This window comes from Dactylosporangium thailandense (assembly GCF_059739745.1).
Genome location: NZ_AP029195.1, coordinates 3,126,941 through 3,147,061 on the forward strand (window position 1 = coordinate 3,126,941; position 20,121 = coordinate 3,147,061).

The window sequence follows — 20,121 nt, forward strand, 5'->3', positions numbered from 1 at the left end:
AAACGTCACAGTGCCAGTCAACGATCAGCCAGTCACGCTGGCCGACGTCGCGGCGGTGGCGAAGGTCTCCGCCCAGACCGTATCCAACGTGTTGCGCCGCCCGGAGCGCGTGCTGCCCAAGACCCGGCGCAAGGTAGAGGCCGCGATCGAGCAGCTCGGCTACCACCCCAACTACGCGGCCCGCGCCCTGCGCGCCAGCACCTCCCACGTCATCGGGCTGCGGATCGAGCCGACCTCCACCGACGTCGTCGGCTCGATCCACGACCGGTTCTTGCACGCGCTTGCCGAGGCCGGGCGGCCCAGCGGGTACCACATCCAGCTCTTCACCGCCGACGACGCCGCCGCCGAGGCGGAGACCGCCCGCACGCTGATCCGGGCCGGCGCCGCCGACGGTGTCGTCCTCTACGACGTCCGTGCCCAGGACCCGCGGCCCGGTCTCCTGCTCGCCGGCCGGGTGCCGTTCGTGTCCTTCGGCCGGACCGTGTCCGGCACCGGCGAGTACTCCTGGGTCGACGTCGACGACGAGACCGGCGTCTCCGACGCCGTCGACCACCTGGTCGAGCGCGGCCACCGCCGCATCGGCTACATCGGATGGCCGGAGGACTTCTCGGTCGGAGTGCGCCGCGCCCGCGGCTGGCACGACGCCATGACCCGCCACGGCCTGCCGACCGACCTTGACGCCCGCGCCGAGGACACGATGCCCGCCGGCAGCCAGGCGGCCGGCCGGCTCCTCGACGACCCGCACCCCCCAACCGCCATCGTCGCCGCCACCGATACCATCGCCGTCGGCATCCACCATGAGGCCACGACGCGCGGCCTGCGCCCCGGAGCCGACCTGGCGATCGTCGGCTTCGACGACACTCCGACAGCGCTCGCGTTCGGCCTCACCAGCATCGGCCAGCCGGTCACCGAGGCTGCGCGCGCCATCATGGAGCTGCTCGTGGACACTGTTGCCAAACCGGACCGGCACGCGGTCCACGGCCGGCTCCTCGCTCCCCGGCTCGTGGTCCGCGCCTCCTCGCGATCGGCCCGCCCGTAGCCACGGCGCGGTCGTCCGGCGCCGGACGCACGTGTAGCGCGGACTGGGCGACGCGGGCCAGCACGGCGCACGGTACCCACGCCCGTGTCGTCGTCAACGTCCGACGAGGACTACCTGCTGTGGCGGGACGCCGGGCTCCGTGGCCAGTTGGCTGGACGGCGAAAAGCCGTGCGTGAACGGCAGTTGGTCGACCGGCGCGACCGGGTTCGGCTCCGGATGCGACGGACCAGGGAACCGTAGTCGACCACCGGGACCGACGACATCGGAGCCAGGTGGGCGTACGGAACAGCAGCCCGCCGCCCCGGTGACGTCGCAGGTCAAGGCCTCGCGCTTCGAGAAGCGGCAAAAGTTCACGGCCGGCCAGCAGCGCCTCGCGGAACGCGCCCGTCGACCCGGCCAGCTTGGCCAACGACCCCAGCCGCACGCCCTGCGACTGCAGGCCCGCGTCCGACACGAAATGTATCCACAGCCCGCCGCGGAAGTCGGGTCGCTCCCGCGGCCGGAACCCGGGCTCGCGAAACACCCTGCGCGCGGCCCGCTCCCGGTCGGTCGGGGGCTGGCCGAGGGTGCCGAAGATGACTACCGGCAACGCGGAGCACGCCGTTCTCGCCGAAGCCGCCACCGGCCTGGGGAAAGCCCCAAGCGACCTGGTCGACGGGAAGGGCGCCGATAGCAGCCTGCGGCTCGGTCCAGATGTTGCCGAAGACTCGGTCACACCCCCTGGCCCTCTGGTACTGGCGAGCCGATGGCGGCATGGCCGCGCGTGCGAGCAACCTCGAACGGCTCGGCGAGAGCCTGACGTTGGTCAGCCGCGGTCGGCAGACACGCATGCCCCGGGCCAGGTCACGCAGGTCCCGGGTGTTCCGCTCGACCACGCACTCGCGAATCCTGCGGGACATGAGAACTGCGCCAGGATGTGCAGCCGGTTGGTTCAGCGGCCTCGGCGATGAGCGGATGGTTCTGTGCGGATTCATGCGTTGCTCCCGAGCCGCGTAGATGGCGTCGCCCCGCGGGGTGGGACGCTCACTTCAGAATCCGCCTGGTGCAGGTGCGTGACGGTGGCGCCGTTGCGTTCGGATGGCGCCGCCGGTGCGGTGCGCCCAGGTGCGAGCTCGGCGCAGAGGGCGGGAAACCTGCGGCACAGGCTGGTGTTGGGTAGGCCGAGGCGTTGGGCGAGCGCTAGGACGCTGGCGCGACGTCCCGTGGTCGGCCTCGCGGCGCAGTGCATCGAGGGCGGCGCGGACGTCGGCTACGACCGGCTCGTCATCGGCACCGGCGCCGCCCCGGCCATCCCGCCGATCGTTGGGCTTGACCGGCTCGGCCCAGACGACGGTGTCCACGTCCTGCACACCATGGACCGCGGGAGGGCGCTCAGCTCGTGATCGCGGCGGTCGTGGACGACAACAGGGCCGGCACTGCCTGAGCGGTGCGGCGCTGGCCTTGGCGGCGGACTGCGCCATCTGGCGCGACCCTCGGGGTCGACGGCGGTGGCGAGTGGGTTGGGTGCGGGTGCCCAGGCGCGCTGGGCGCCCGAGCACCCGCCATCCTCACTACAGCCGGGCGACGATCGTGTTCATCGTGTCGATCTCGGCCTGTTGCGCGGTGATGATCTTCTGGGCGAGTGCCTTCGCGTCGCGGTTGGCGCCGTTGGCCAGTTCGTCTTTGGCCATGGTGATCGCGCCCTGATGGTGGGCGATCATCATCGTGCAGAACTGCTTGTCGAAGTCCTTGCCCGTGGCCGCCTTGAGCTTGGTCATGTCGGCGTCGGACATCATCCCCGGCATGCCGTGGTCCATGCCGCTCGTGCCCATGCCGTCGCTCATCGCCGGGGCGGGCTTGCCCCAGGCGGTCAGCCAGCCCCGCATGGTCTGGATCTCCGGATCCTGGGCGGCTTTGATCTGTCCGGCGAGGGTCTTGACCTCGGGGTCGGTGGCGCGGGTGTCGACGAGCGCGGCCATCTCCACGGCCTGCTGGTGGTGCGGGATCATCATCTGGGCGAACATCACGTCGGCGTCGTTGGATGCGGCGGCGCCCGATGCGCTGCCGCCGGCCGTAGTGGTGCCGGCCGGGTGCATGCCCGGCATCTGGTCGTGGCCTCCGCTGCCCCCGCAGGCGGCCAGCAGCAGGGCGGTGGTGAGGGCGGCGCCGGCCAGGACGGCACGGCGCACGAGGGTGCGCTTCATTGGTGGTGGCCTTTCGGTGTCGGACGGTACTTGCGCGGGACGCGGCAGCACGGCACCGGCGCGGGGGCCGGCGTCGTGCGGGGCGTCCTATGTGCGCAGGACCGACACCGTGGCGAGGGTGAGGCCGAACGGCCGGGGTGGCGGAGCTCGGGGGCCGGCACGCCGCGTGGCGCGGTGGCGCGACGGGCTGGCGTTCGCGCGCCGGCGGGTGAGCAGCATGGCGACCAGGACGATGACGGCGAAGGCGACCAGGACGGCCAGGCAGATGGCCCAGCCGTCCATGCCGCCGTGATCGTGCCCAGATCCGGTCAGCAGCACGGCGCAGCCGTCGCCGGCGCAGCCCGTGAGGGCGGCCGTATTCACGGCGGACAGCATTGGCATCGTCGCGGCATGCTCGGCGGCCGGCGCGTGCTGGTGACCGTTGGGCAGATGCGGTCCGGCATGCCCGAGCGTGTGCATGGCGGTCAGGCCGAGCAGGGTGGCCAGCAGCAGCGCGATCCGGGCCGTCCGCCCGAGACCTCCGTTGACCGCATGCGCCACGCGGTTCACGGTACCGGCCGCGTGCTGCCTGCGGCGCGCCGGGCGCGAGTGGCGCCGGGGCTGCCTGTCATCCGGGCTGCAGCGCGGCGAGGGCCACGGTGACGAGCCGGCCGCGCGGGCGATGGCCAGGTTCCGGCGCGAAGCCGATGGTCGTCGCCTGGCTCCCGCTGCTTTGCGGCCGGGCTGGGCTGGCTGGCCTTCGGCCGCCCCGCCGGCAGCTTCGCTGGGCATGTCCTGGCGTTCATCCCGTCCTGGGGACCGCGATCGGTGCCGCCGACCCGAGGGAGGGCGGCCTCGCCTCCGGCATCGTGAACTCCAGCTGCTCACTGCCGGGACGGGTCGGCGGTGGGTTGCCCGTCGAGGATTTGGCGCGCATGTGGGCCGCTGTCCGGGGCCGGAGCGTGTAGCGTGGTTCGGCGGCGTGCGCCGGTCGAAACGGCGTACCAGCATCGCCGAAAGTCCCTGTCGCACCACCCTGGTGTGATGCCTGGCGAACCGCCGCCATGCGTCGTGCGGCTCACCGCTGGGCTGCTGCCGTGGTGTAGCGCCACGGATCCGGCATCGAAGTCGGCCGGACAGTGTGCCGAGCAGAAGGCATAGGTCGTGTCATCGATCTCGCGGCCTGCCGCGGTGGCGTCCGCCGTCCACGAATCGCGGCGAGGCCGGTACCGCGCCCGGCGCCTGGCGCGGGGAGGCCACGCGCGAGGCCCAGGTGGTGCCGCGCGGAGCTTCCGGGCGGGGTCCGCCTGCGATTTCGTCACCAACCGTGTCGCCGCTTGCGGGCTACCATTGGATGACCGACGGGATGGCCACGCCAACCCAGCCGCGAACCCGAGGATGGGTTGTCCCGGTCATCGTCTGGATGCATCCGCCGCAGTTGTGCTGTAAGGGGTGGAGGGCGTCGCTGATGCGGGCGCGTCTGACGACATTGGTGCTTCGTCCGAAGCCGCCACCCCTCGCGCTCGGGTTTCTGGTCGCCACGGTGCTCATCGGCGCGGTGACCGCCGTGATGTTCCCCTTCCAGGGTCTGCACGAAGGCGTGCGGAGCATTGTCTATCTGTGCGGCGTCCTGGTCGTGGCAAGCGTGTGGGGCGCCAGACTGGCCGTGGTGGCCTCGGTGGCCAGCGCCGCCGCATTCCTCTATTTCGACGCTCCTGCCTACCGGGAGTTCAGCCACACTGCACAGCGGGACCTGCAGATCGTCGTCGCGTTCATCGCGGCCGGGCTTCTGGCCGCCTTCCTCGCGGACCTGTCCCGATTCCGCGCCTCCGAGGCATCGCAGCGACGTCGGGAGGCCGAACTCGTCGCCGACCTCGCGTGCCAGATGGTGCGTGCCGGCGATCCGCGTTCGGTCGTCGGTTCGGCATCACAGCGGATCGCCGAGGTGTTCGCGCTGCCGTCCGCGGCCATCGAGCTCGGGGCAGTTACCGGGGACGAGCGGCGCGACGCTGTGGCGTTGTGGGATGGTGCGGCTCGCCTGGGCACCCTGCTGGTCCCGGCCGGGCTGCCCGCACGGACGTTGGAACGGCTGCGGCAACGGGTCGTACCGTCGCTGGAGTCGCTGCTGAGTGCGACTTGCGGCCGTACCAATTCACTGCAGGCAAGTCGTGAAGAGGCCAGCAGGCTGACGGCGGAACAGGCCGCGTTGCGCCGGGTGGCGACCCTGGTCGCACACGGATCCGAACCGGCCGAGGTCTTCGACGCCGTCACCGCGGAGCTGTGCAGGATCTGCGGACCCCAGAACACCGGCCTCGTCTGCTACGAGCCGGACGGCACCGGCACGCTTGTCTCGGGCCGGAACGAGCCCGGCATCGCCGAGACGCCGACCGGGACGTGCATCCAGCTCGAGGGAGACTGCCTGTCCGGGATCATCAAGCGCACGGGCCGCTCGGCTCGCGCAACCTACGACCATGCCGGAGGCGCCACCGCCGAGATGTTGCGCGGTCTGGGCATCCGCTCGGGGATCGGCGTACCGGTGATCGTCGAGGGCCGGCTCTGGGGCGCGGCTGTCCTCACGACCACGTCGACCACACCGATACCGCAGGCCACCGAGGCACGCCTGGTCGAGTTCATCGAGTTGCTGGCCACCGCGATCGCCAACGCCCACAGCCATAGGCAGCTCACCGCCTCCCGCGCTCGTATCGTCACCGCCGCGGACAACACCCGTCGCCAGCTCGAACGCGACCTGCACGACGGCACGCAGCAACGCCTCATCTCGCTGGCCCTCCAACTGCGCACCGTGGAGGCGTCGATCCCACCCGGCCAGGACACCGTCAAGGAGGAGCTGTCGTCAGCCGTGAACGGTCTCATCGGCGTCTGCGAGGACCTGCGGGAACTGTCTCGGGGAATCCATCCCGCGATCCTGTCCAAGGGTGGGCTGGGCCCGGCGCTCAAGACCCTTGCCCGCCGCAGCACGGTTCCGGTCAAACTCACGGTGGACATCGACCGGCGGCTGCCCGAACGAGTCGAGGTCACCGCGTACTACATCGTCTCCGAGGCACTCACCAACGCCGCCAAACACGCCCGGGCGACGCTGGTGTGCGTCGAGGCTGAAGCCGGTGACACAACCTTCGGGCTCACCATCCGGGACAACGGCGTCGGTGGTGCAAGCACCAGCAAAGGGTCAGGGCTGATCGGCCTGCAAGACCGCATTGAGGCACTCCGCGGCACGATGGAGGTCATCAGCCCGCCCGGCGGCGGCACGACACTGCTGTTCAGCGTTCCGCTCAACGGCAGCTGAGCGTCTCGCGACCGGAATCTCGATCGGTCCGGGCCGCCTGCGGCGAAACCCTCAGGTTGGCGTTGGGCAGCCGATTGAGGAGCAGAGAGGTTCCGCGAGCTGGGGGAACGCGTATGGTTTGGCGACGGGGACGAGAGGCTTCGGCCGCAGTCCAACCTTCAATGGTGGACGGCACGCGGCAGGTCGCGGCATCTTCCGAACGTGACGCGCTCAGGGCGGAGGTCGAATCGCTACGTGAGCGGCAGGCGGCAGCCCTCGAGCGGTTCGAACTGATGACCGATGCGGCCGGGATCGGCCTGTGGGACATGGACGTTGTCGCTGATGATCCGGTGAACCCGAACAACGTCTTCAACTGGTCTCAGGATTTTCGCCATATGCTCGGCTTTACCGACGACCGGGACTTTCCGAACATCCTGTCGAGCTGGTCGTCCCGCCTGCACCCCGAGGACGTGGACCGTGTGGTCGCAGCGTTCATGAACCACCTCAACGATCGAACCGGACGGATCCCGTACGACATCGAGTACCGGTTGGCTCTGAAGGATGGCAGCTATCGGTGGTTTCGCGCGACCGGGGCGACGAAGCGCGACCGCAACGGTGTGCCGTTGCGTGTCGCCGGTGCGCTCTTCGACATCGACCGCGAAAAGAATCTCATGGCCACGGCCGAGGGTCAGCTTGACCAGTTGACCGCGTCCGCTGCGAAACTCGACCAGGTCAGTCACGACCTCGGGCAGGCTGTGAGCGCGGCCGCCGCCCGGGCCGATGAGGCGGCGGCGACGATCAGCAAGCTGGACGCCAGCAGCATCGAGATCGGAAACGTGGGCAAGCTGATCACGAGCATCGCGGCCCAGACGAATCTGCTGGCCCTCAATGCCACCATTGAGGCGGCGCGGGCCGGAAGCGCGGGTAAGGGGTTCGCCGTCGTCGCCGGTGAGGTCAAGGAACTGTCGACCGAGACCGGTCAGGCTACCGAACAGATCGAGGTGCAGATCAAGGAGATCCGCATCCGGACCGGCGAGGCGGTCAAGAGCATCCAGCAGATCAACGCTACGATGCAGGCACTTCGCTCGACGCGAGAGGCCGTCGACTCGCTGGTCCGCGAACAGAAGCTGTCAGCGCCGAGTCGCCGATGATCAGTCGGCGGTGACGCCGGCGGCATCAGGCCGCAGCATGCCACGCCGCCCGGACCGCCACGCGCCGCGACCGGGAACGAGTTCCACACTAGTCAATACGCGGTGTCGGCGGCCTTGCCGGCGAGGGCGTCGGCCATCCGCCGGCGGAGCAGTTGCCGCTCGTGGCGCGTGGGCGCGAGGTCGGCGGCGTGTTCGAGCTCTTCCGCGGCCTCGGCCGCCCGGCCCAGGCGGATCAGGATGTCGGCGCGGACGGCGCCCAGCAGGTGGTAGCGGGCCAGGCGCTTGTCGTCCCGGATCGCGTCGATCGCCGCGAGGGCCGCCTCCGGCCCGTCCGCGTAGAGCAGCGCGACCGCACGGTTCAGGTCGACGATGGGGGAGGGGGCGACCTGGGCGAGTGCGTCGTACAACGCGACGACCGCGGCCCAGTCGGTCTCGGCGAAGGTCCTCGCGCGGGCGTGACGGGCGGCGATCGCGGCCTGGATGGCGTAGGGCCCGAGCGGCCGGCCGAGCTTGGCCGCGCGGTCGAGCATCGACAGCCCGTGGGCGATGAGGATGCGGTCCCAGCGCGACCGGTCCTGGTGGTCCAGCAGGACCGGTGTTCCGTCCGGCTCGGCGCGGGTGGCGAATCGCGACGCATGCAGCTCCATCAGCGCCAGCAGCCCGAACACCTCCGGCTCCGTCGGCAGCAGGCCCGCCAGCACCCGGCCGAGCCGCATCGCCTCCTGGGCCAGGTCGCGGCGGACCCAGCCGTCGCCGGAGGACGCGGAGTAGCCCTCGTTGAAGATGAGATAGACAACCTCGAGTACGGCACCGACCCGGGCCGGCAGCGTGTCGGCGCCGGGTGGCTCGAACGGAACCTGCGCCTCGCTGAGGGTGCGTTTGGCCCGCGAGATCCGTTGGCCGAGCGTCGCCGAGGGAACGAGGAACGCCCGGGCGATCTCGTCGGTGCTCAGACCGCCGATGAGCCGCAGGGTCAGCGCGACCCGCGCCTCCCGGGGCAGGATCGGATGACACGCTATGAAGATCAGCGTCAGGACGTCGTCGGAGATCGGGTCGGGCAGGTCGTCGGCGACGTCGGGCGTGTACGGCTGCGCTTCCACCGCGATCAGTGCGGCCTTGCGACGGCCCGCTTCCTCGCGGCGCGCCCGGTCGATCGCCTTGTGCCGGGCCGTGGCCATCAGCCAGGCGCCGGGCCTGGGCGGGATGCCCTCGCCCGGCCACTGCTCCAGTGCGGCGACGAACGCCTCGGAGGCGAGGTCCTCGGCGACCCCCACGTCCCCGATCTGGCGGGCGAGGGTGGCGATCAGCCGGGGTGCCTCCATCCGCCAGAGCGCCTCGATCGTACGCCGCACGTCCATCGTCATGCTTCTTCCCGGGGCGCCGGGCCCTCCTCGTCGGCGCTGGCGGCGGCGAGCGTGGCATCGAAGTCGGCCATTTCATAGAACGGCCGGATCTCGAGCACCTGATCCGCGCCGTACCGCGGGTCGTACGGACACCTCTTGGCCCACTCGACGGCCTCCTCCAGTGAGCGGACCTCCCAGATCCAGTAGCCGGCGATGAGCTCCTTCGACTCCGCGAACGGCCCGTCGACGACCGACGTGCCGGTCTCGGTGAAGACCACCTGCGCGCCCTTGGCGCTGGGCTGCAGCCCCTCGCCGCCGAGCATGATGCCGGCGTTGACCAGCTGCTCGTTGTACACCCTCATCTGCTCGAACATCTCCGCCGTCGGCGTGGCCTTCTCCTCGTCGGCGCCGGCGCCCTTCGTCATCACCAGAACTCGCATGTCGTCTCCTCCTGTCTGCGCGCTTCCGCCTGGTCCGCGCAACACTAACCGGCGCTGGTCCTGGCCAGGACGTCGGCGAGACAGATGTAGGTCGCTACGTCCTCGTCCATGTCGATCTCCTCGGTACGACTCGTCGGATCAGCTGACCGGGCGGTAGGCGAGCACGACCACGCCGTTGTCGAAGGTGGTGCAGTCGACGAGCTGCAGTGCGGTGGCGCTCTGCGGCCGGAACAAGGGCTCGCCCTTCCCCTTGATCACCGGGTAGATCCAGACCCGGTACTCGTCGAGCAGCCCTGCCGCGGCGAGGGCGTCGGTCAGGCGGCCGTTCCCCCAGATGAGGATGTCCCCGCCGTCGCGCTCCTTGAGTTGCGTGACCTCGGCGATGAGATCGTCCCCGGCGATGACCGTCGCGGGTCCCCACGCGGCGGTGTCCACCGGCCCGTTGGCGACCACGTACTTCGCGATGGAGTTGACGTGGTCGGCGTAGGGGTTGCCGCCCATGCTCGGCCACGCCTGCGCCATGCCCTCGTAGGTCACCCGGCCGAGCAGCAGGGAGTCCGCCTCGAGCGTCATCGTGAACGCGTGCCGCTGGGAGCGCTCATCCGAGTACTGGAACGTCCACTCGTGGGGGTTGTCGATGTAGCCGTCGAGGGTGGCGTAGGTCGAGGCGATGATCTTGCGCACGGAACTCTCCTGCGGGTATCTGGCTGGGGTCGCGGGCTCGCTTCCGTACAGACTTCGAACGGGACAGGGCGGCTTCGACAACCGGCCGCCAAGTTTTTTCAGGAACCGTGTGAGCTCCGCCGCGCCAGTCGGGGTGAGGGCTTCTGGGGTGACGATGTCGCCGGCCGGGCAGGGAGAGCCACCCGGCGCCCGGTTTCCCGGGCCGGAGTGTGCCGCGGGCCGCAGCGGGTAGTCGCGGACGTTCGGTGCACATCCCGGCGTGGCCGTCCCCGCGGAAGCTGCGATGCGAAGACCTGCGCTCAACCTCGGCGCGCTCCTGCTGCCAGTGGCGCTGATGATGTCCGTCGTCGGCGCCGTGTTGCTCACCGGCTCCGGCGGCTGCCCGCGCCCGTCGCGGCCGTACCTGCCCGGCGCGCGGATCCTCGCGATGTCCGCGGTCGGCCGGCTCGGTGCCGGCGGGGTCCCGGCGTTGTGCGACGTGACGATCGTCTTGACGCACCCGCCGCTTCGTGACCGGGTGCGCATCGAGCTGTGGCTGCCACGATCGGCGTGGAACGGCCGCTTCCAGGCCACCGGTGGCGGAGCACTTGCCGCGGGCGAGTTCGAGCGCGCCCTCGTCCCGGCGGTCCGGCAGGGCTATGCGGCGGCGTCCACCGACGCCGGAGTGCCGGGCACCCCGAAGAGCCCACCCGTCTGGGCGCTGCGGCATGACGGGACGATCAACGACGGGCTGCTCGTCAACTTCGCGTACCGCTCAGTGCACGACATGAGCCAGGTCGGGAAACAGGTGGTTGCCGGGTTCTACGGCCGGCCGGCCGCCTACTCCTACTTCACCGGCTGCTCAACTGGCGGCCGCCAGGGCCTGATCGAGGCGCAGCGGTACCCCGGCGACTTCGACGGCATCCTCGCCGACGCGCCCGCCATCGCCTGGAACCGCCTCACCCTGGCCCAGCTCTGGCCACAGGTGGTCATGAACGAGGCCGGCGTCCACCCGACCGCATGCGAGTTCGCCGCCTTCAACCGCGCCGCGGTTGCCGCGTGCGACAGCGACGACGGGCGCCTCGACGGGATCATCGGGCGGCCCGACACCTGCCGGTTCGACCCCGGCCGACTCGTCGGCACGAGCGTGCGCTGTCACGGCCGGACGATCCGGATAACCTCGGCCGACGCCGACATCGTCCGCAGGATCTGGGACGGCCCGACAACCCGTGCCGGCGAGCGGCAATGGTATGGCCTGCCGCGCGGAGCGTCCTTCAAGTGGCTGGCCGGCACGGCCAAGCCGCTGTTCGGCCCGCGGCACGGCGCGCCGTTCCCCGTCGCCGCGGACTGGATTCGGTACTTTCTGCTACGCCAGCCTCACCTCGACGTCTCCACCATCGGCTACGCCGAGTTCGAGCGCCTGTTCGACGTGTCCAGGGCCCGGTACGGCGCCGTGATCGGCTCCGACGATCCCGACCTGTCCGCCTTCCGCGCGGCCGGCGGCAAAATGATCACCTGGCACGGCCTGGCCGACCCGGTGATCTTCCCGCAGGGTACGGTCGGCTACCGCCGCCGCGTCGAATCCGCCATGGGTGGCGCCGAGGCCACCGACCAGTTCTACCGTGTCTTCCTCGCCCCGGGTGTTGGGCACTGCTCCGGCGGGGCCGGACCCGCACCCGTCGACCCGCTCGCGGCGCTCGTGGACTGGGTCGAACGCGGCCGCGCGCCCGACATGCTGCCGGCCGCCACCACCGGCGCGCATCCGAACATCGGCGGCGTCCTGTGCCGCTACCCGCAGCGGCCAGCCGCCGACCGCACATGTCACTGACGGGTGGACCCGAGCGGCTGACGGCGATGCGTTCAACTGGCCGGCTCAGCGGGCCCTCTTCGTCGCCCGCTTGCGAGGCGGCGTCAACAGCTCGGCTATCGTCGCGATGACCGACGGCACCAGGCGGTAGTACGCCCAGACGCCGCGCTTCTCGCGCTCGAGCAGGCCGGCCTCGGTGAGGATCCGAAGGTGATGACTGACGGTCGGCTGGGAGAGGCCAAGCGGCGCGGTGAGGTCAGTCACGGACGCCTCGCCCTCGGGAGCGGATTGGATCAGGCTGAGCAGTTGCAGCCGGGCCGGGTCGGCGATTGCCTTCAGCACCCCTGCGAGCTGTTCCGCGTCGGCACGTTCGATCGGCTCGCCAGCAAGCGGCGAGATAGCAGGCATAGCAGTTTTCGCGGTTCCCACGCCTTCCATCGTTCCACCAACGCCATCGATAGGCCGGTGGAATAGGAACAGTGGGCGGGTGTCGAGACCAGCCCGGTATTGGTCCCCCGAGTCCTCATCCACGGTGAGCGCTGAACCGACGGTACGGTTGGCACGCGACAGCTCGGCTCGCCGGCTACGGGAAGGCGCAGCCACCCGCGTGCCGTGGTGCCGATGGGAGCGCAGATGTACACGATGAGCGCGGTGCGAGCACACCACCGCGGAGGGCCCGAGCGGCTGGTGTACGAGCAGGCGCCGCGGCCCGTGCCGGCCCCGGGTGAGGTGCTCGTGGCCGTGCGCGCCGCCTCGATCACCGCAGGGGAGCTCACCTGGGACGCCACCTGGACCGACAGTTTCGTACCGGGGGGCCGCGACCGGACACCGATCATCCCCTCGCATGAGGTGTCAGGCGTGGTCGCCGCGCTCGGTCCCGCAGTCACCGGGACCCAGGTCGGCGACGAGGTTTACGGGCTCATCCCGTTCCTGCGCGACGGAGCCGCCGCCGAGTACGTCACGGTACCGGTGGACATCCTGGCTCCGAAGCCCGCCACCGTGGACCACGATGGGGCCGCAGCCGTGCCCATGGCCGCGCTGACGGGCTGGCAGGCGCTGGTGGACCACGCCTCCCTCCGCGACGGGCAGCACGTTCTGATCCACGGCGCGGCCGGGGGTGTCGGCTCCCTCGCCGTGCAGATCGCCGCCGGCCTGGGTGCGCGGGTTACCGCGACCGCCGGGGGACGCGACAGGGACTTCGTGACCGAGCTGGGCGCCCATGAGGTCGTCGACTACGCCGACGAGCGCTTCGAGGACCGCGTCAACGGCGTCGATGTGGTACTCGACCTGGTGGGAGGTGAGACGCAGGCCCGTTCGTGGGACGTCCTGCGGCCGGGCGGTGTGCTGGTGAGTGCCGCGACCCCGCCGGACGCCCGGCAGGCCGCCGCGCACGGATCCCGTGGGGTGTTCTTCGTCGTCGAGCCGAACGGCGACCAGCTCAAGACCGTCGGGCAGCTCATCGAGACGGGCCGGCTCGCCCCGGTGGTGGACCGCGTCGTCGCGCTGCCCGACACGCGCGCCGCCTACGAGGCGCTGCAGACCGAGCACAGGCGCGGCAAGGTCGTCATCCACGTCGCGGAACCGTAAGTCGCCGGACGCCGGGCGGCGCTCCGGCTGAGGACTGTCAGATCGTCCGACGCTCACTCGGGGGAGTCTGTTCTTGGTGCGGCGCGGACGTGTGCGCGTTCGCCTTGCCGGCCGACGAGGCTGAGGAACTCGAGGGGGCCGGATTCGGTGGCGCCGAACCAGTGCGGCGTGCGGGTGTCGAACTCGGCCGCCTCGCCGGCGCGGAGCAGCAGGTCGTGTTCGCCCAGTATGAGGCGCAGTGTGCCGTTGAGGACGTAGACCCAGTCGTGGCCTTCGTGGGTCCGCAGCTGGGGTGGGGTGTCTCCGCTGCTGGCGGGAAGCACGAACTTATATGCCTGAATGCCGCCCGGGCGGCGGGTGAGCGGGATGATGACCGACCCGTCCGTGCAGGCGACCGGGCGCAGGTGGATGCGTGGGTCTCCGGTCGGAGGGGCGTCGACGAGTTCGTCGAGGGTGACGCCGTGTGCTCGGGCGAGAGGTAGCAGTTGTTCGAGCGTGGGGCGACGCAGGCCGGCCTCGAGCCGTGACAGCGTGCTCACGGAGATGCCGGTCCGTGCTGCCAGGGAGCTGAGCGTCATGTCGGTGCGCATGCGCAGGCGTTTGAGCCGCGGCCCCACGGCGTCGAGCGTGCGATCGAAGTCCTCGTCCATACCCCCATTTTGCCATTTGGCAACGTTCCTTGCCGATCCGGCTCGTGCGGCCGACTATTCCGGTACAGCCCGCGACCTGGGAAACACCGGGGATGCGGCGATGCTGTGCGCACCCAGGAGAGTGGCGATGACACACGACCTCGACGAGCGGTACTGCCAAGACCACTGGGACCTGGCCGGGGGCCGGCCGGGCAGCCGGTCGTGCTGAACGACGTCGTGGCGCGGGCCACGCGCCGCTGAACGCTTCCATGCCGTGGCCGGCGCCTGCCTGTGCCACGACCCTACGCATCGACTCGAAGGACAACCGTGAGCAATAACTCCTTGCCGCAGCCGGCCGGCGCCGGTGCGGCTACGATCGACGATCCGCGGCGGCGACGCGCGGTCATGCTCGGCGTGTGCCTGGCACTGATGGCGGTCATCGCCTCGGTGTCGGGGCTGAACGTGGCTCAGCCGGACATCGCCGTCGAGTTCGGCATCTCGCAGAGCACCGTGTTGTGGGTCATCAACATCTACACCATCGCCCTCGCCGCACTGCTGCTGCCGCTGGGTGCGGTTGGCGACCGGTGGGGCCGCAAACCGGTGCTGTTGGCCGGTCTGGTCATCTTCGGGATCGCCAGTGCCGCCGGGGGTTTGGCCGGGTCGTCGGGGATCCTGCTGGCCTCGCGGGTGCTCGCCGGGGTCGGCGCGGCGATGATCATGCCGGTGACCCTGGCGGTCATCACGTCGAGTTTCCCGGCGGAGGCTCGCTCGCAGGCCATCGGGGTGTGGACCGGGGTCGCCGGTGCCGGTGGGCTGCTCGGCATGTTCCTGTCGGCGTTGCTGGTCGATGTCGCGAGCTGGCGGTGGTTGTTCGTCCTGCCGGTGGTCCTCGTCCTCGCGGCGGTCGTGGTGGCGGTGCGGTCGATCCCGGACTCCCGGGAGACGTCCACGCACCCGTTCGACACGTTTGGTGCGTTCACGTCCATCGTCACGGTGGTCGGGCTGATCCTCGTGCTGCACGAGGGTCCCGAACGGGGATGGACCGACCCGGTCACGCTGGTGAGCCTGATCGTCGGGGTCCTCGGTGCCGTGGTGTTCGTGGCCGGGCAGTTGCGGCGGGAAGGCCCGCTGCTGGATGTCAGCCTGTTCCGGCAGCGTGGGCTGGCCAGCGGCTCGGTGACGTTGCTGGCGGTCTTCGGGGTGCAGGCCGGTGTCGCGGTCGTGCTCTATCCGTACCTTCAGGCGGTGCTGGGCTGGTCCGGGTTGCTGGCCACCGTCGCGATCCTGCCGATGGCGATGCTCATGATGCTCACCTCCTGGCTCGCGCCCAAGATCGCCGCTGGTGTCGGCGCTCGCGCGACGATGGCGCTCGGTATCGCGCTGGGCGCGGTGGGGCTGGCGCTGATGGCCGGGTTGGTGTCCGTCGAGGGCGGCTACCTGTCGGTGCTGCCGGGCATCGTCGCGATGGGGCTGGGCATGGGTCTGGCGATGACGCCCTCCACCGAGGCCATCACCTCGTCGCTGCCTCGTTCGCAGCAGGGCGTGGCGTCCGCGCTCAACGACGTCACGCGCGAGTTCGGCACCGCGCTCGGCGTGGCACTGCTGGGCGCGGTCCTGTCGGCGGGGTACCGCACAGCGATCGGCCCTCGCCTCGAGGGGATCCCTGCCGGCACCGCGGAGACCGCCCGCGAAGGTGTGTCCAACGCCCTCGCGGTGGCCGACACGGCCGGCCCCCAGGCTGCGGCGCTGGTGAGCGCCGCAAAGGAGTCCTTCGTCGACGGCTGGCGGCAGGGCATGTGGGTCGGTGTCGGCGTCATGGCCGTCCTGCTGGTCGTCGTCCTGGTCCGCGGACCGCAGAGGCGTACGACCAGCGACTCACCCACCGAGGTGGATGTCGACTCGCCCGCCGAGGTCGGCGTCGAAGCCCGGCACGGTTGACAAGACGCCAATGGCCGGGCCGGGCCGGCCGTTCAGGCGATCCGCCCTTTCGCGAGGGTCAGGATCTGGTCGGACTGCTTGGCGAGGTGGTGGGAGTGGGTAACGACGATCACGCAGGTGCCGCGCTGGTGGGCCAGCTCCCGGAAGATCTCGATGATCTGCTCGGCGGTGTCGGTATCGAGGTTGCCGGTCGGCTCGTCGGCCAGCAGGATGTCGACGTCACATGCCAGCGCGCGGGCTATGGCGACCCGTTGCTGCTGGCCGCCGCTGAGTTGCAGCACGTTGCGACGCGCCTCTTCGGCGGGTATGCCCACCCGCTCCAGCCACTCCAGGGCTCGTGTACGGCCGCCACGGATTCCGGTGATCTCCATCGCCGCCCGGACGTTCTGGATGCCTGTCATGTAGGTCAGCAGGTTGTACGACTGGAAGACCGTGGCGGCATGGCGTCGCCGATAGCGGGAGAGGCCAATGTCGCGCAGGTCCTGACCACGGTAGAGGACCGCTCCTTCGGTAGGCGTGTCCAGGCCGCTGGCGAGGCTGAGCAGCGTCGTTTTCCCGCTGCCGGACGGGCCGAGGATGCTGGTGAACGTTCCGGCCTCGAAGGTGTGGCTCGCCTTCTTCAGGACCCACTTCGGTTTGCGCCGGCCCAGGTAGGCGTGGCTGACCGAGTCGATTTCCAGGACCATCATTCGCCCTTCGTGAGGATGGCGCGGGGTTGCATGCGGACGATCCGGCCGGTCGGGACGGCCACGGCGGCCAGTGCGATGCCGAGTCCGACGAGGCTGATCCTCATGAGGTCGCCGGACTGGAGCTCGATGTTCAGGTGGTCGATGGGGGCGAGGGCCGGTGTCTGATCGGGGCCGGTGCGGCCGGGCGCGAGCGGGGCCGAACTGGGCACCGCGGCGGCCTCTCTGCCCACCAGCGAGTTCGCCACCGCGGGCGAGATCGCCTGGGCGGCCGCGGCGGCGAAGCCGAGCGCCAGCACGGCGACGGCGGTGACCTCGACGATCTGCTGAGCGATCAACTGCCAGCGCCGCTCCCCGATGGCGAGCAGGATGCCGAGTTCGCGGCGGCGCTCCCGGGTCCAGAGTGCGATGAGCAAGCTGAGCACGGCGGCTCCGGCCAGCCCGACCATCCACACCGTGCCGGTGGCGAACGAGGCGACGTTCTGGATCGGACCCACCAGCTGGCGGTACTGCTTGTCGTTGACATCGAGCGCGAAGACGTTCATGTCCAGCCCGGCGGCCCGCGCCTGCCCGCGAAACTCCTCCAGCGTCGACGGATCCTTCAGCAGGTACTTCGCCTCGTTGATCCGCATGCCTCCGTCGAGCCGTTCGTCCGGGCTGAGGCGGCCGATCGCATCGAGCGCAACGATGAGCCTGTTGCCCGGTTCCATCTGCGGCGAGACCCACGACCTGGGCGACTGCGCAGGGTCGCGGTAGATTCCGGCGACCTCGAACTCCCGCGGGTTCTTGCCGTCGGCGGAGGTCAGGGTGATCCTGCCGCCGACGTTCAGGGCGTTGGCGGCGGCGAACCGCTCCTCGACCAGGACCACGTCCCGGTCCCGATCCCGGGCGCTGATGCCACGGCCCGACAGCATCGTGAAGTGACCGTCGCGGAAGTCTCGCAACTGTTCGGAGTCGAGCACCCCGAGCAGCGGCAGCATCCCGTCGTCGCGCATCTGGTCCGGCAGCCCGGCCGGTGGCGGCGCGGCGGCTACCGGTTTGGCACCCACCGGTACCGTTCCGCCCTCCAGCGTGTAGTTGTAGCCGCTGACCAGGCCGGACCGGCCCAGCTTGTCCGCCGCGACGGTGCTCAGCCGCGCGTTGTCCGGCAGCACCGGCCCGCCGCCACCCTGCGCGAACGCCTTCTCCATGTCCCATTGCAGGGTCGCTTCCGTACCGACCTGCTGCTTGGCACCGTCGGCCGCGGCGCCGGCGGCCCGCCGCACAAGGAAACCGCCGAGCACCAGCGTGCAGATCACGGCGAGCAACGCCAGCATGATCAGGGTTCGGCCCTTGCGGGCGACCAGGCTCAGGCCCGCCCTCTTGACAAAGCTCATGACCCCACCCTGGCGAGGCCGGCTTACGGCAGGCGTCTGGTGGATTCCATATGCCCGCCATAAGCCAGTTGTGCTGAACTGGCGGCGTGCGGGTGTTGATCGTGGAGGACGAGCCGATGATGGCGCGGGCGATCCAGACCGGGCTGCGCCACGAGGCGATGGCCGCCGACGTCGCCGCCGACGGTCGTGAGGCGCTCGACCGGCTCGGAGTCAACGACTATGACGTGGTCGTGCTCGACCGGGACCTGCCGGTCATCCACGGTGACGAGGTGTGCCGGCGCATCGCCGCCGACCATCCGCAGTGCCGGGTGCTCATGCTCACCGCCTCCGGGACACTGCGCGAAAAGGTGACCGGCCTGTCCCTCGGCGCCGACGACTACCTGGTGAAACCCTTCGACTTCCCCGAACTGGTCGCCCGGTTGCGTGCGCTCGGGCGCCGGCTCACCCCGGCGCTTCCGCCCATCCTTCAGTACGCTGACGTCACCGTCGATCCGCATCGCAGGCACGCCTACCGGGCCGGGCACTATCTCGACCTGACCCGCAAGGAGTTCGCCGTCCTGCTCCTGCTCGTGCAGGCCGACGGGGGCGTCGTGAGCGCCGAGCAGCTGCTGGAGAAGGCGTGGGACGAGCACGCCGACCCGTTCACCAACGCCGTCCGCATCACCATCTCGACCCTGCGCCGCAAACTGGGTCAGCCGGGCGTCCTGCACACCAGCATCGGGGCCGGCTACTACCTGCGGGCGCCGCAGTGACCGTCCGAGCCCGTCTGACCCTGATCTACGGGGCGTTTCTGTCCCTGGCCGCGGCCCTGCTGCTCGCCATGGTGTACCTGGTGGTACGGATCGTCCCGCCCTACAGGGTGTTTCCCGTCGACCCGCCGGACACCGAAGGCTTCCGGGCCGTCGAGGTCTCCCGGTCCAACTTCCTCGACGTGCTGCTCTGGGCCTGCGTCGGCGGGTTCGTCGTCGTCACCGCCTTCGGCCTGATCGCCGCCTGGATCATCGCGGGCCGGATACTCAGCCCGTTGAGCCGGATCACCGCGGCCGCGAACGCGGCCAGGACCGGCACCCTGCACGAACGCATCGCGCTGTCCGGACCCGATGACGAGCTCAAACGGCTGGCCGACACCCTCGACGGCATGCTGGCCCGGCTGGAGGCCGAGTTCCAAGCCCACCAGCGCTTCGCCGCCAACGCCGCCCACGAACTGCGCACCCCGCTCGCCAGTTCACGCACCCTGCTGCAGGTCGCGCAGGCCAATCCGGCCGCCCACGACGTCTCCACGCTCGTCGAGCAGCTGCTTGCCGCCAACCAGCGCAGCATCGACACCACGGAAGCGCTGCTCACCCTGGCCAACGCCACCCACGCGCCGCTCGCCCCCGAAGTCGTCGACCTCACCGCCATCGTCGCCGACGAGACCCGCTCCGGCATGGCCGTCCAGCTCGAACCGGTCTCAGTGGACGGAGACCCCGTCCTGCTACGCCGCCTGGTCGCCAACCTCATCGACAACGCCGTGCGTCACAACGACAGCCGTGGGCGGATCGAGGTCACCCTGCGCGACGAGACGCTGGCGATCACCAACACCGGCCCTGTGGTGTCCAACGTGGACCAGCTCTTCGAGCCGTTCTACCGCGGGGCCGGCCGCATCCGGGGCGGCCACGGGCTCGGGCTCGCCATCGTCCGCGCCGTCGCCGACGCCCACCGGGCCACCCTTACCGCCACCGCCAACCCTACCGGCGGCCTCGCCATCATCGTCACCTTCCGCGACGGCCCGGTCTGACACGACCGGACGTGCGCCGCCATCGAGGAGGCGGTCTCGTTCCTCGATGGCGGCGGTTTCGTCGACGGGCTGGTCACGCTCGCGTCACCGCGGCGGCGAAGGCGTCCGGGCTGGCCACGTACTGCCGCCCGCGACCGGCAAACCGTAGGTAATTTCGTCAACTCGTCGCGTTATTGCGCGATCCTGAGGCCGAAGCTACGATCATCGCACCAGATTTACCACGGACGATCCCTGTCGATCACA

The 20,121-nt window shown here is 70.4% G+C and carries 18 protein-coding genes; 9 read left to right on the forward strand and 9 right to left on the reverse strand.

The window, feature by feature from the left end:
• Window positions 1-10 precede the first annotated feature (10 nt).
• Both AC6JBM_RS14050 and AC6JBM_RS14055 read left to right on the forward strand, forming a co-directional pair.
• Window positions 11-1,039, forward strand: a complete 1,029-nt coding sequence (locus AC6JBM_RS14050; protein ID WP_497984051.1) for a LacI family DNA-binding transcriptional regulator — start codon at window positions 11-13, stop codon at window positions 1,037-1,039.
• A 1,202-nt stretch (window positions 1,040-2,241) separates the two neighbouring features.
• Entirely contained in the window at window positions 2,242-2,421 is a 180-nt protein-coding gene (locus AC6JBM_RS14055; protein ID WP_497984052.1) for a hypothetical protein, read from the forward strand.
• 168 nt (window positions 2,422-2,589) lie between these two features.
• On the opposite strand, the gene AC6JBM_RS14060 is transcribed toward AC6JBM_RS14055, so the two are convergent.
• Both AC6JBM_RS14060 and AC6JBM_RS14065 read right to left on the reverse strand, forming a co-directional pair.
• Complete coding sequence (locus AC6JBM_RS14060) at window positions 2,590-3,222, reverse strand: DUF305 domain-containing protein (protein WP_497984053.1); 633 nt, start codon at window positions 3,220-3,222, stop codon at window positions 2,590-2,592.
• Between the two features lie 87 nt (window positions 3,223-3,309).
• Window positions 3,310-3,762 (reverse strand): DUF6153 family protein, encoded by a 453-nt coding sequence (locus AC6JBM_RS14065; protein WP_497984054.1) that lies wholly within the window; start codon window positions 3,760-3,762, stop codon window positions 3,310-3,312.
• Window positions 3,763-4,669: 907 nt separating this feature from the next.
• Between AC6JBM_RS14065 and AC6JBM_RS14070 the strand changes: the two genes are divergently transcribed.
• Window positions 4,670-6,502 carry a GAF domain-containing sensor histidine kinase gene (locus AC6JBM_RS14070; protein WP_497984055.1) on the forward strand — a complete coding sequence of 611 codons (1,833 nt, stop codon included), beginning with the start codon at window positions 4,670-4,672 and terminating at the stop codon, window positions 6,500-6,502.
• Between the two features lie 164 nt (window positions 6,503-6,666).
• A complete protein-coding gene (locus tag AC6JBM_RS14075; protein ID WP_497984056.1) occupies window positions 6,667-7,632 on the forward strand; it encodes a methyl-accepting chemotaxis protein in 966 nt (321 codons plus the stop codon).
• A 92-nt stretch (window positions 7,633-7,724) separates the two neighbouring features.
• Here the strand turns inward: AC6JBM_RS14075 and AC6JBM_RS14080 are convergent, their stop codons facing one another.
• The 3 genes from AC6JBM_RS14080 to AC6JBM_RS14090 all read right to left on the reverse strand — a co-directional run bounded on the left by AC6JBM_RS14080 (window position 7,725) and on the right by AC6JBM_RS14090 (window position 10,099).
• On the reverse strand, window positions 7,725-8,990 hold the full coding sequence (locus AC6JBM_RS14080) for an RNA polymerase sigma factor (RefSeq protein WP_497984057.1): 1,266 nt from the start codon (window positions 8,988-8,990) through the stop codon (window positions 7,725-7,727).
• 2 nt (window positions 8,991-8,992) lie between these two features.
• Window positions 8,993-9,415, reverse strand: a complete 423-nt coding sequence (locus AC6JBM_RS14085; protein WP_497984058.1) for a YciI family protein — start codon at window positions 9,413-9,415, stop codon at window positions 8,993-8,995.
• A 138-nt stretch (window positions 9,416-9,553) separates the two neighbouring features.
• A complete protein-coding gene (locus AC6JBM_RS14090) occupies window positions 9,554-10,099 on the reverse strand; it encodes a dihydrofolate reductase family protein (RefSeq protein WP_497984059.1) in 546 nt (181 codons plus the stop codon).
• Window positions 10,100-10,382: 283 nt separating this feature from the next.
• Here AC6JBM_RS14090 and AC6JBM_RS14095 point away from each other — a divergent pair, with 283 nt between their 5' ends.
• Window positions 10,383-11,906 (forward strand): tannase/feruloyl esterase family alpha/beta hydrolase, encoded by a 1,524-nt coding sequence (locus AC6JBM_RS14095; RefSeq protein ID WP_497984060.1) that lies wholly within the window; start codon window positions 10,383-10,385, stop codon window positions 11,904-11,906.
• Between the two features lie 45 nt (window positions 11,907-11,951).
• On the opposite strand, the gene AC6JBM_RS14100 is transcribed toward AC6JBM_RS14095, so the two are convergent.
• A complete protein-coding gene (locus AC6JBM_RS14100) occupies window positions 11,952-12,323 on the reverse strand; it encodes an ArsR/SmtB family transcription factor (protein WP_497986453.1) in 372 nt (123 codons plus the stop codon).
• Window positions 12,324-12,506: 183 nt separating this feature from the next.
• On the opposite strand from AC6JBM_RS14100, the gene AC6JBM_RS14105 reads away from it, so the two are divergent.
• Window positions 12,507-13,472, forward strand: coding sequence for an NADP-dependent oxidoreductase (locus AC6JBM_RS14105; RefSeq protein ID WP_497984061.1), 966 nt, complete (start codon window positions 12,507-12,509; stop codon window positions 13,470-13,472).
• Between the two features lie 53 nt (window positions 13,473-13,525).
• Here AC6JBM_RS14105 and AC6JBM_RS14110 read toward each other — a convergent pair whose 3' ends face one another.
• Window positions 13,526-14,122 (reverse strand): helix-turn-helix domain-containing protein, encoded by a 597-nt coding sequence (locus AC6JBM_RS14110; RefSeq protein WP_497984062.1) that lies wholly within the window; start codon window positions 14,120-14,122, stop codon window positions 13,526-13,528.
• Between the two features lie 270 nt (window positions 14,123-14,392).
• On the opposite strand from AC6JBM_RS14110, the gene AC6JBM_RS14115 reads away from it, so the two are divergent.
• Window positions 14,393-16,039, forward strand: a complete 1,647-nt coding sequence (locus AC6JBM_RS14115; protein ID WP_497984063.1) for an MFS transporter — start codon at window positions 14,393-14,395, stop codon at window positions 16,037-16,039.
• A gap of 32 nt (window positions 16,040-16,071) precedes the next feature.
• Here AC6JBM_RS14115 and AC6JBM_RS14120 read toward each other — a convergent pair whose 3' ends face one another.
• Together AC6JBM_RS14120 and AC6JBM_RS14125 are read right to left on the reverse strand one after the other, a co-directional pair.
• Window positions 16,072-16,728 (reverse strand): ABC transporter ATP-binding protein, encoded by a 657-nt coding sequence (locus AC6JBM_RS14120; RefSeq protein WP_497984064.1) that lies wholly within the window; start codon window positions 16,726-16,728, stop codon window positions 16,072-16,074.
• Window positions 16,725-18,101 (reverse strand): ABC transporter permease, encoded by a 1,377-nt coding sequence (locus AC6JBM_RS14125; RefSeq protein ID WP_497984065.1) that lies wholly within the window; start codon window positions 18,099-18,101, stop codon window positions 16,725-16,727. The genes AC6JBM_RS14120 and AC6JBM_RS14125 overlap by 4 nt, the downstream gene beginning before the upstream one ends.
• A gap of 86 nt (window positions 18,102-18,187) precedes the next feature.
• Between AC6JBM_RS14125 and AC6JBM_RS14130 the strand changes: the two genes are divergently transcribed.
• Both AC6JBM_RS14130 and AC6JBM_RS14135 read left to right on the forward strand, forming a co-directional pair.
• Complete coding sequence (locus AC6JBM_RS14130) at window positions 18,188-18,853, forward strand: response regulator transcription factor (RefSeq protein WP_497984066.1); 666 nt, start codon at window positions 18,188-18,190, stop codon at window positions 18,851-18,853.
• Window positions 18,850-19,878, forward strand: coding sequence for a sensor histidine kinase (locus tag AC6JBM_RS14135; RefSeq protein ID WP_497984067.1), 1,029 nt, complete (start codon window positions 18,850-18,852; stop codon window positions 19,876-19,878). The genes AC6JBM_RS14130 and AC6JBM_RS14135 overlap by 4 nt, the downstream gene beginning before the upstream one ends.
• Window positions 19,879-20,121 lie beyond the last annotated feature (243 nt).

Excerpts from the sequence above, each read along its gene's own strand:
- AC6JBM_RS14060 (WP_497984053.1), bottom strand. The coding sequence starts at position 3,222 with ATGAAGCGCACCCTCGTGCGCCGTGCCGTCCTGGCCGGCGCCGCCCTC.
- AC6JBM_RS14070 (WP_497984055.1), top strand. The coding sequence starts at position 4,670 with ATGCGGGCGCGTCTGACGACATTGGTGCTTCGTCCGAAGCCGCCACCC.
- AC6JBM_RS14080 (WP_497984057.1), bottom strand. The coding sequence starts at position 8,990 with ATGGACGTGCGGCGTACGATCGAGGCGCTCTGGCGGATGGAGGCACCC.
- AC6JBM_RS14085 (WP_497984058.1), bottom strand. The coding sequence starts at position 9,415 with ATGCGAGTTCTGGTGATGACGAAGGGCGCCGGCGCCGACGAGGAGAAG.
- AC6JBM_RS14095 (WP_497984060.1), top strand. The coding sequence starts at position 10,383 with ATGCGAAGACCTGCGCTCAACCTCGGCGCGCTCCTGCTGCCAGTGGCG.
- AC6JBM_RS14100 (WP_497986453.1), bottom strand. The coding sequence starts at position 12,323 with ATGGAAGGCGTGGGAACCGCGAAAACTGCTATGCCTGCTATCTCGCCG.
- AC6JBM_RS14105 (WP_497984061.1), top strand. The coding sequence starts at position 12,507 with ATGGGAGCGCAGATGTACACGATGAGCGCGGTGCGAGCACACCACCGC.
- AC6JBM_RS14110 (WP_497984062.1), bottom strand. The coding sequence starts at position 14,122 with ATGGACGAGGACTTCGATCGCACGCTCGACGCCGTGGGGCCGCGGCTC.
- AC6JBM_RS14120 (WP_497984064.1), bottom strand. The coding sequence starts at position 16,728 with ATGATGGTCCTGGAAATCGACTCGGTCAGCCACGCCTACCTGGGCCGG.
- AC6JBM_RS14125 (WP_497984065.1), bottom strand. The coding sequence starts at position 18,101 with ATGAGCTTTGTCAAGAGGGCGGGCCTGAGCCTGGTCGCCCGCAAGGGC.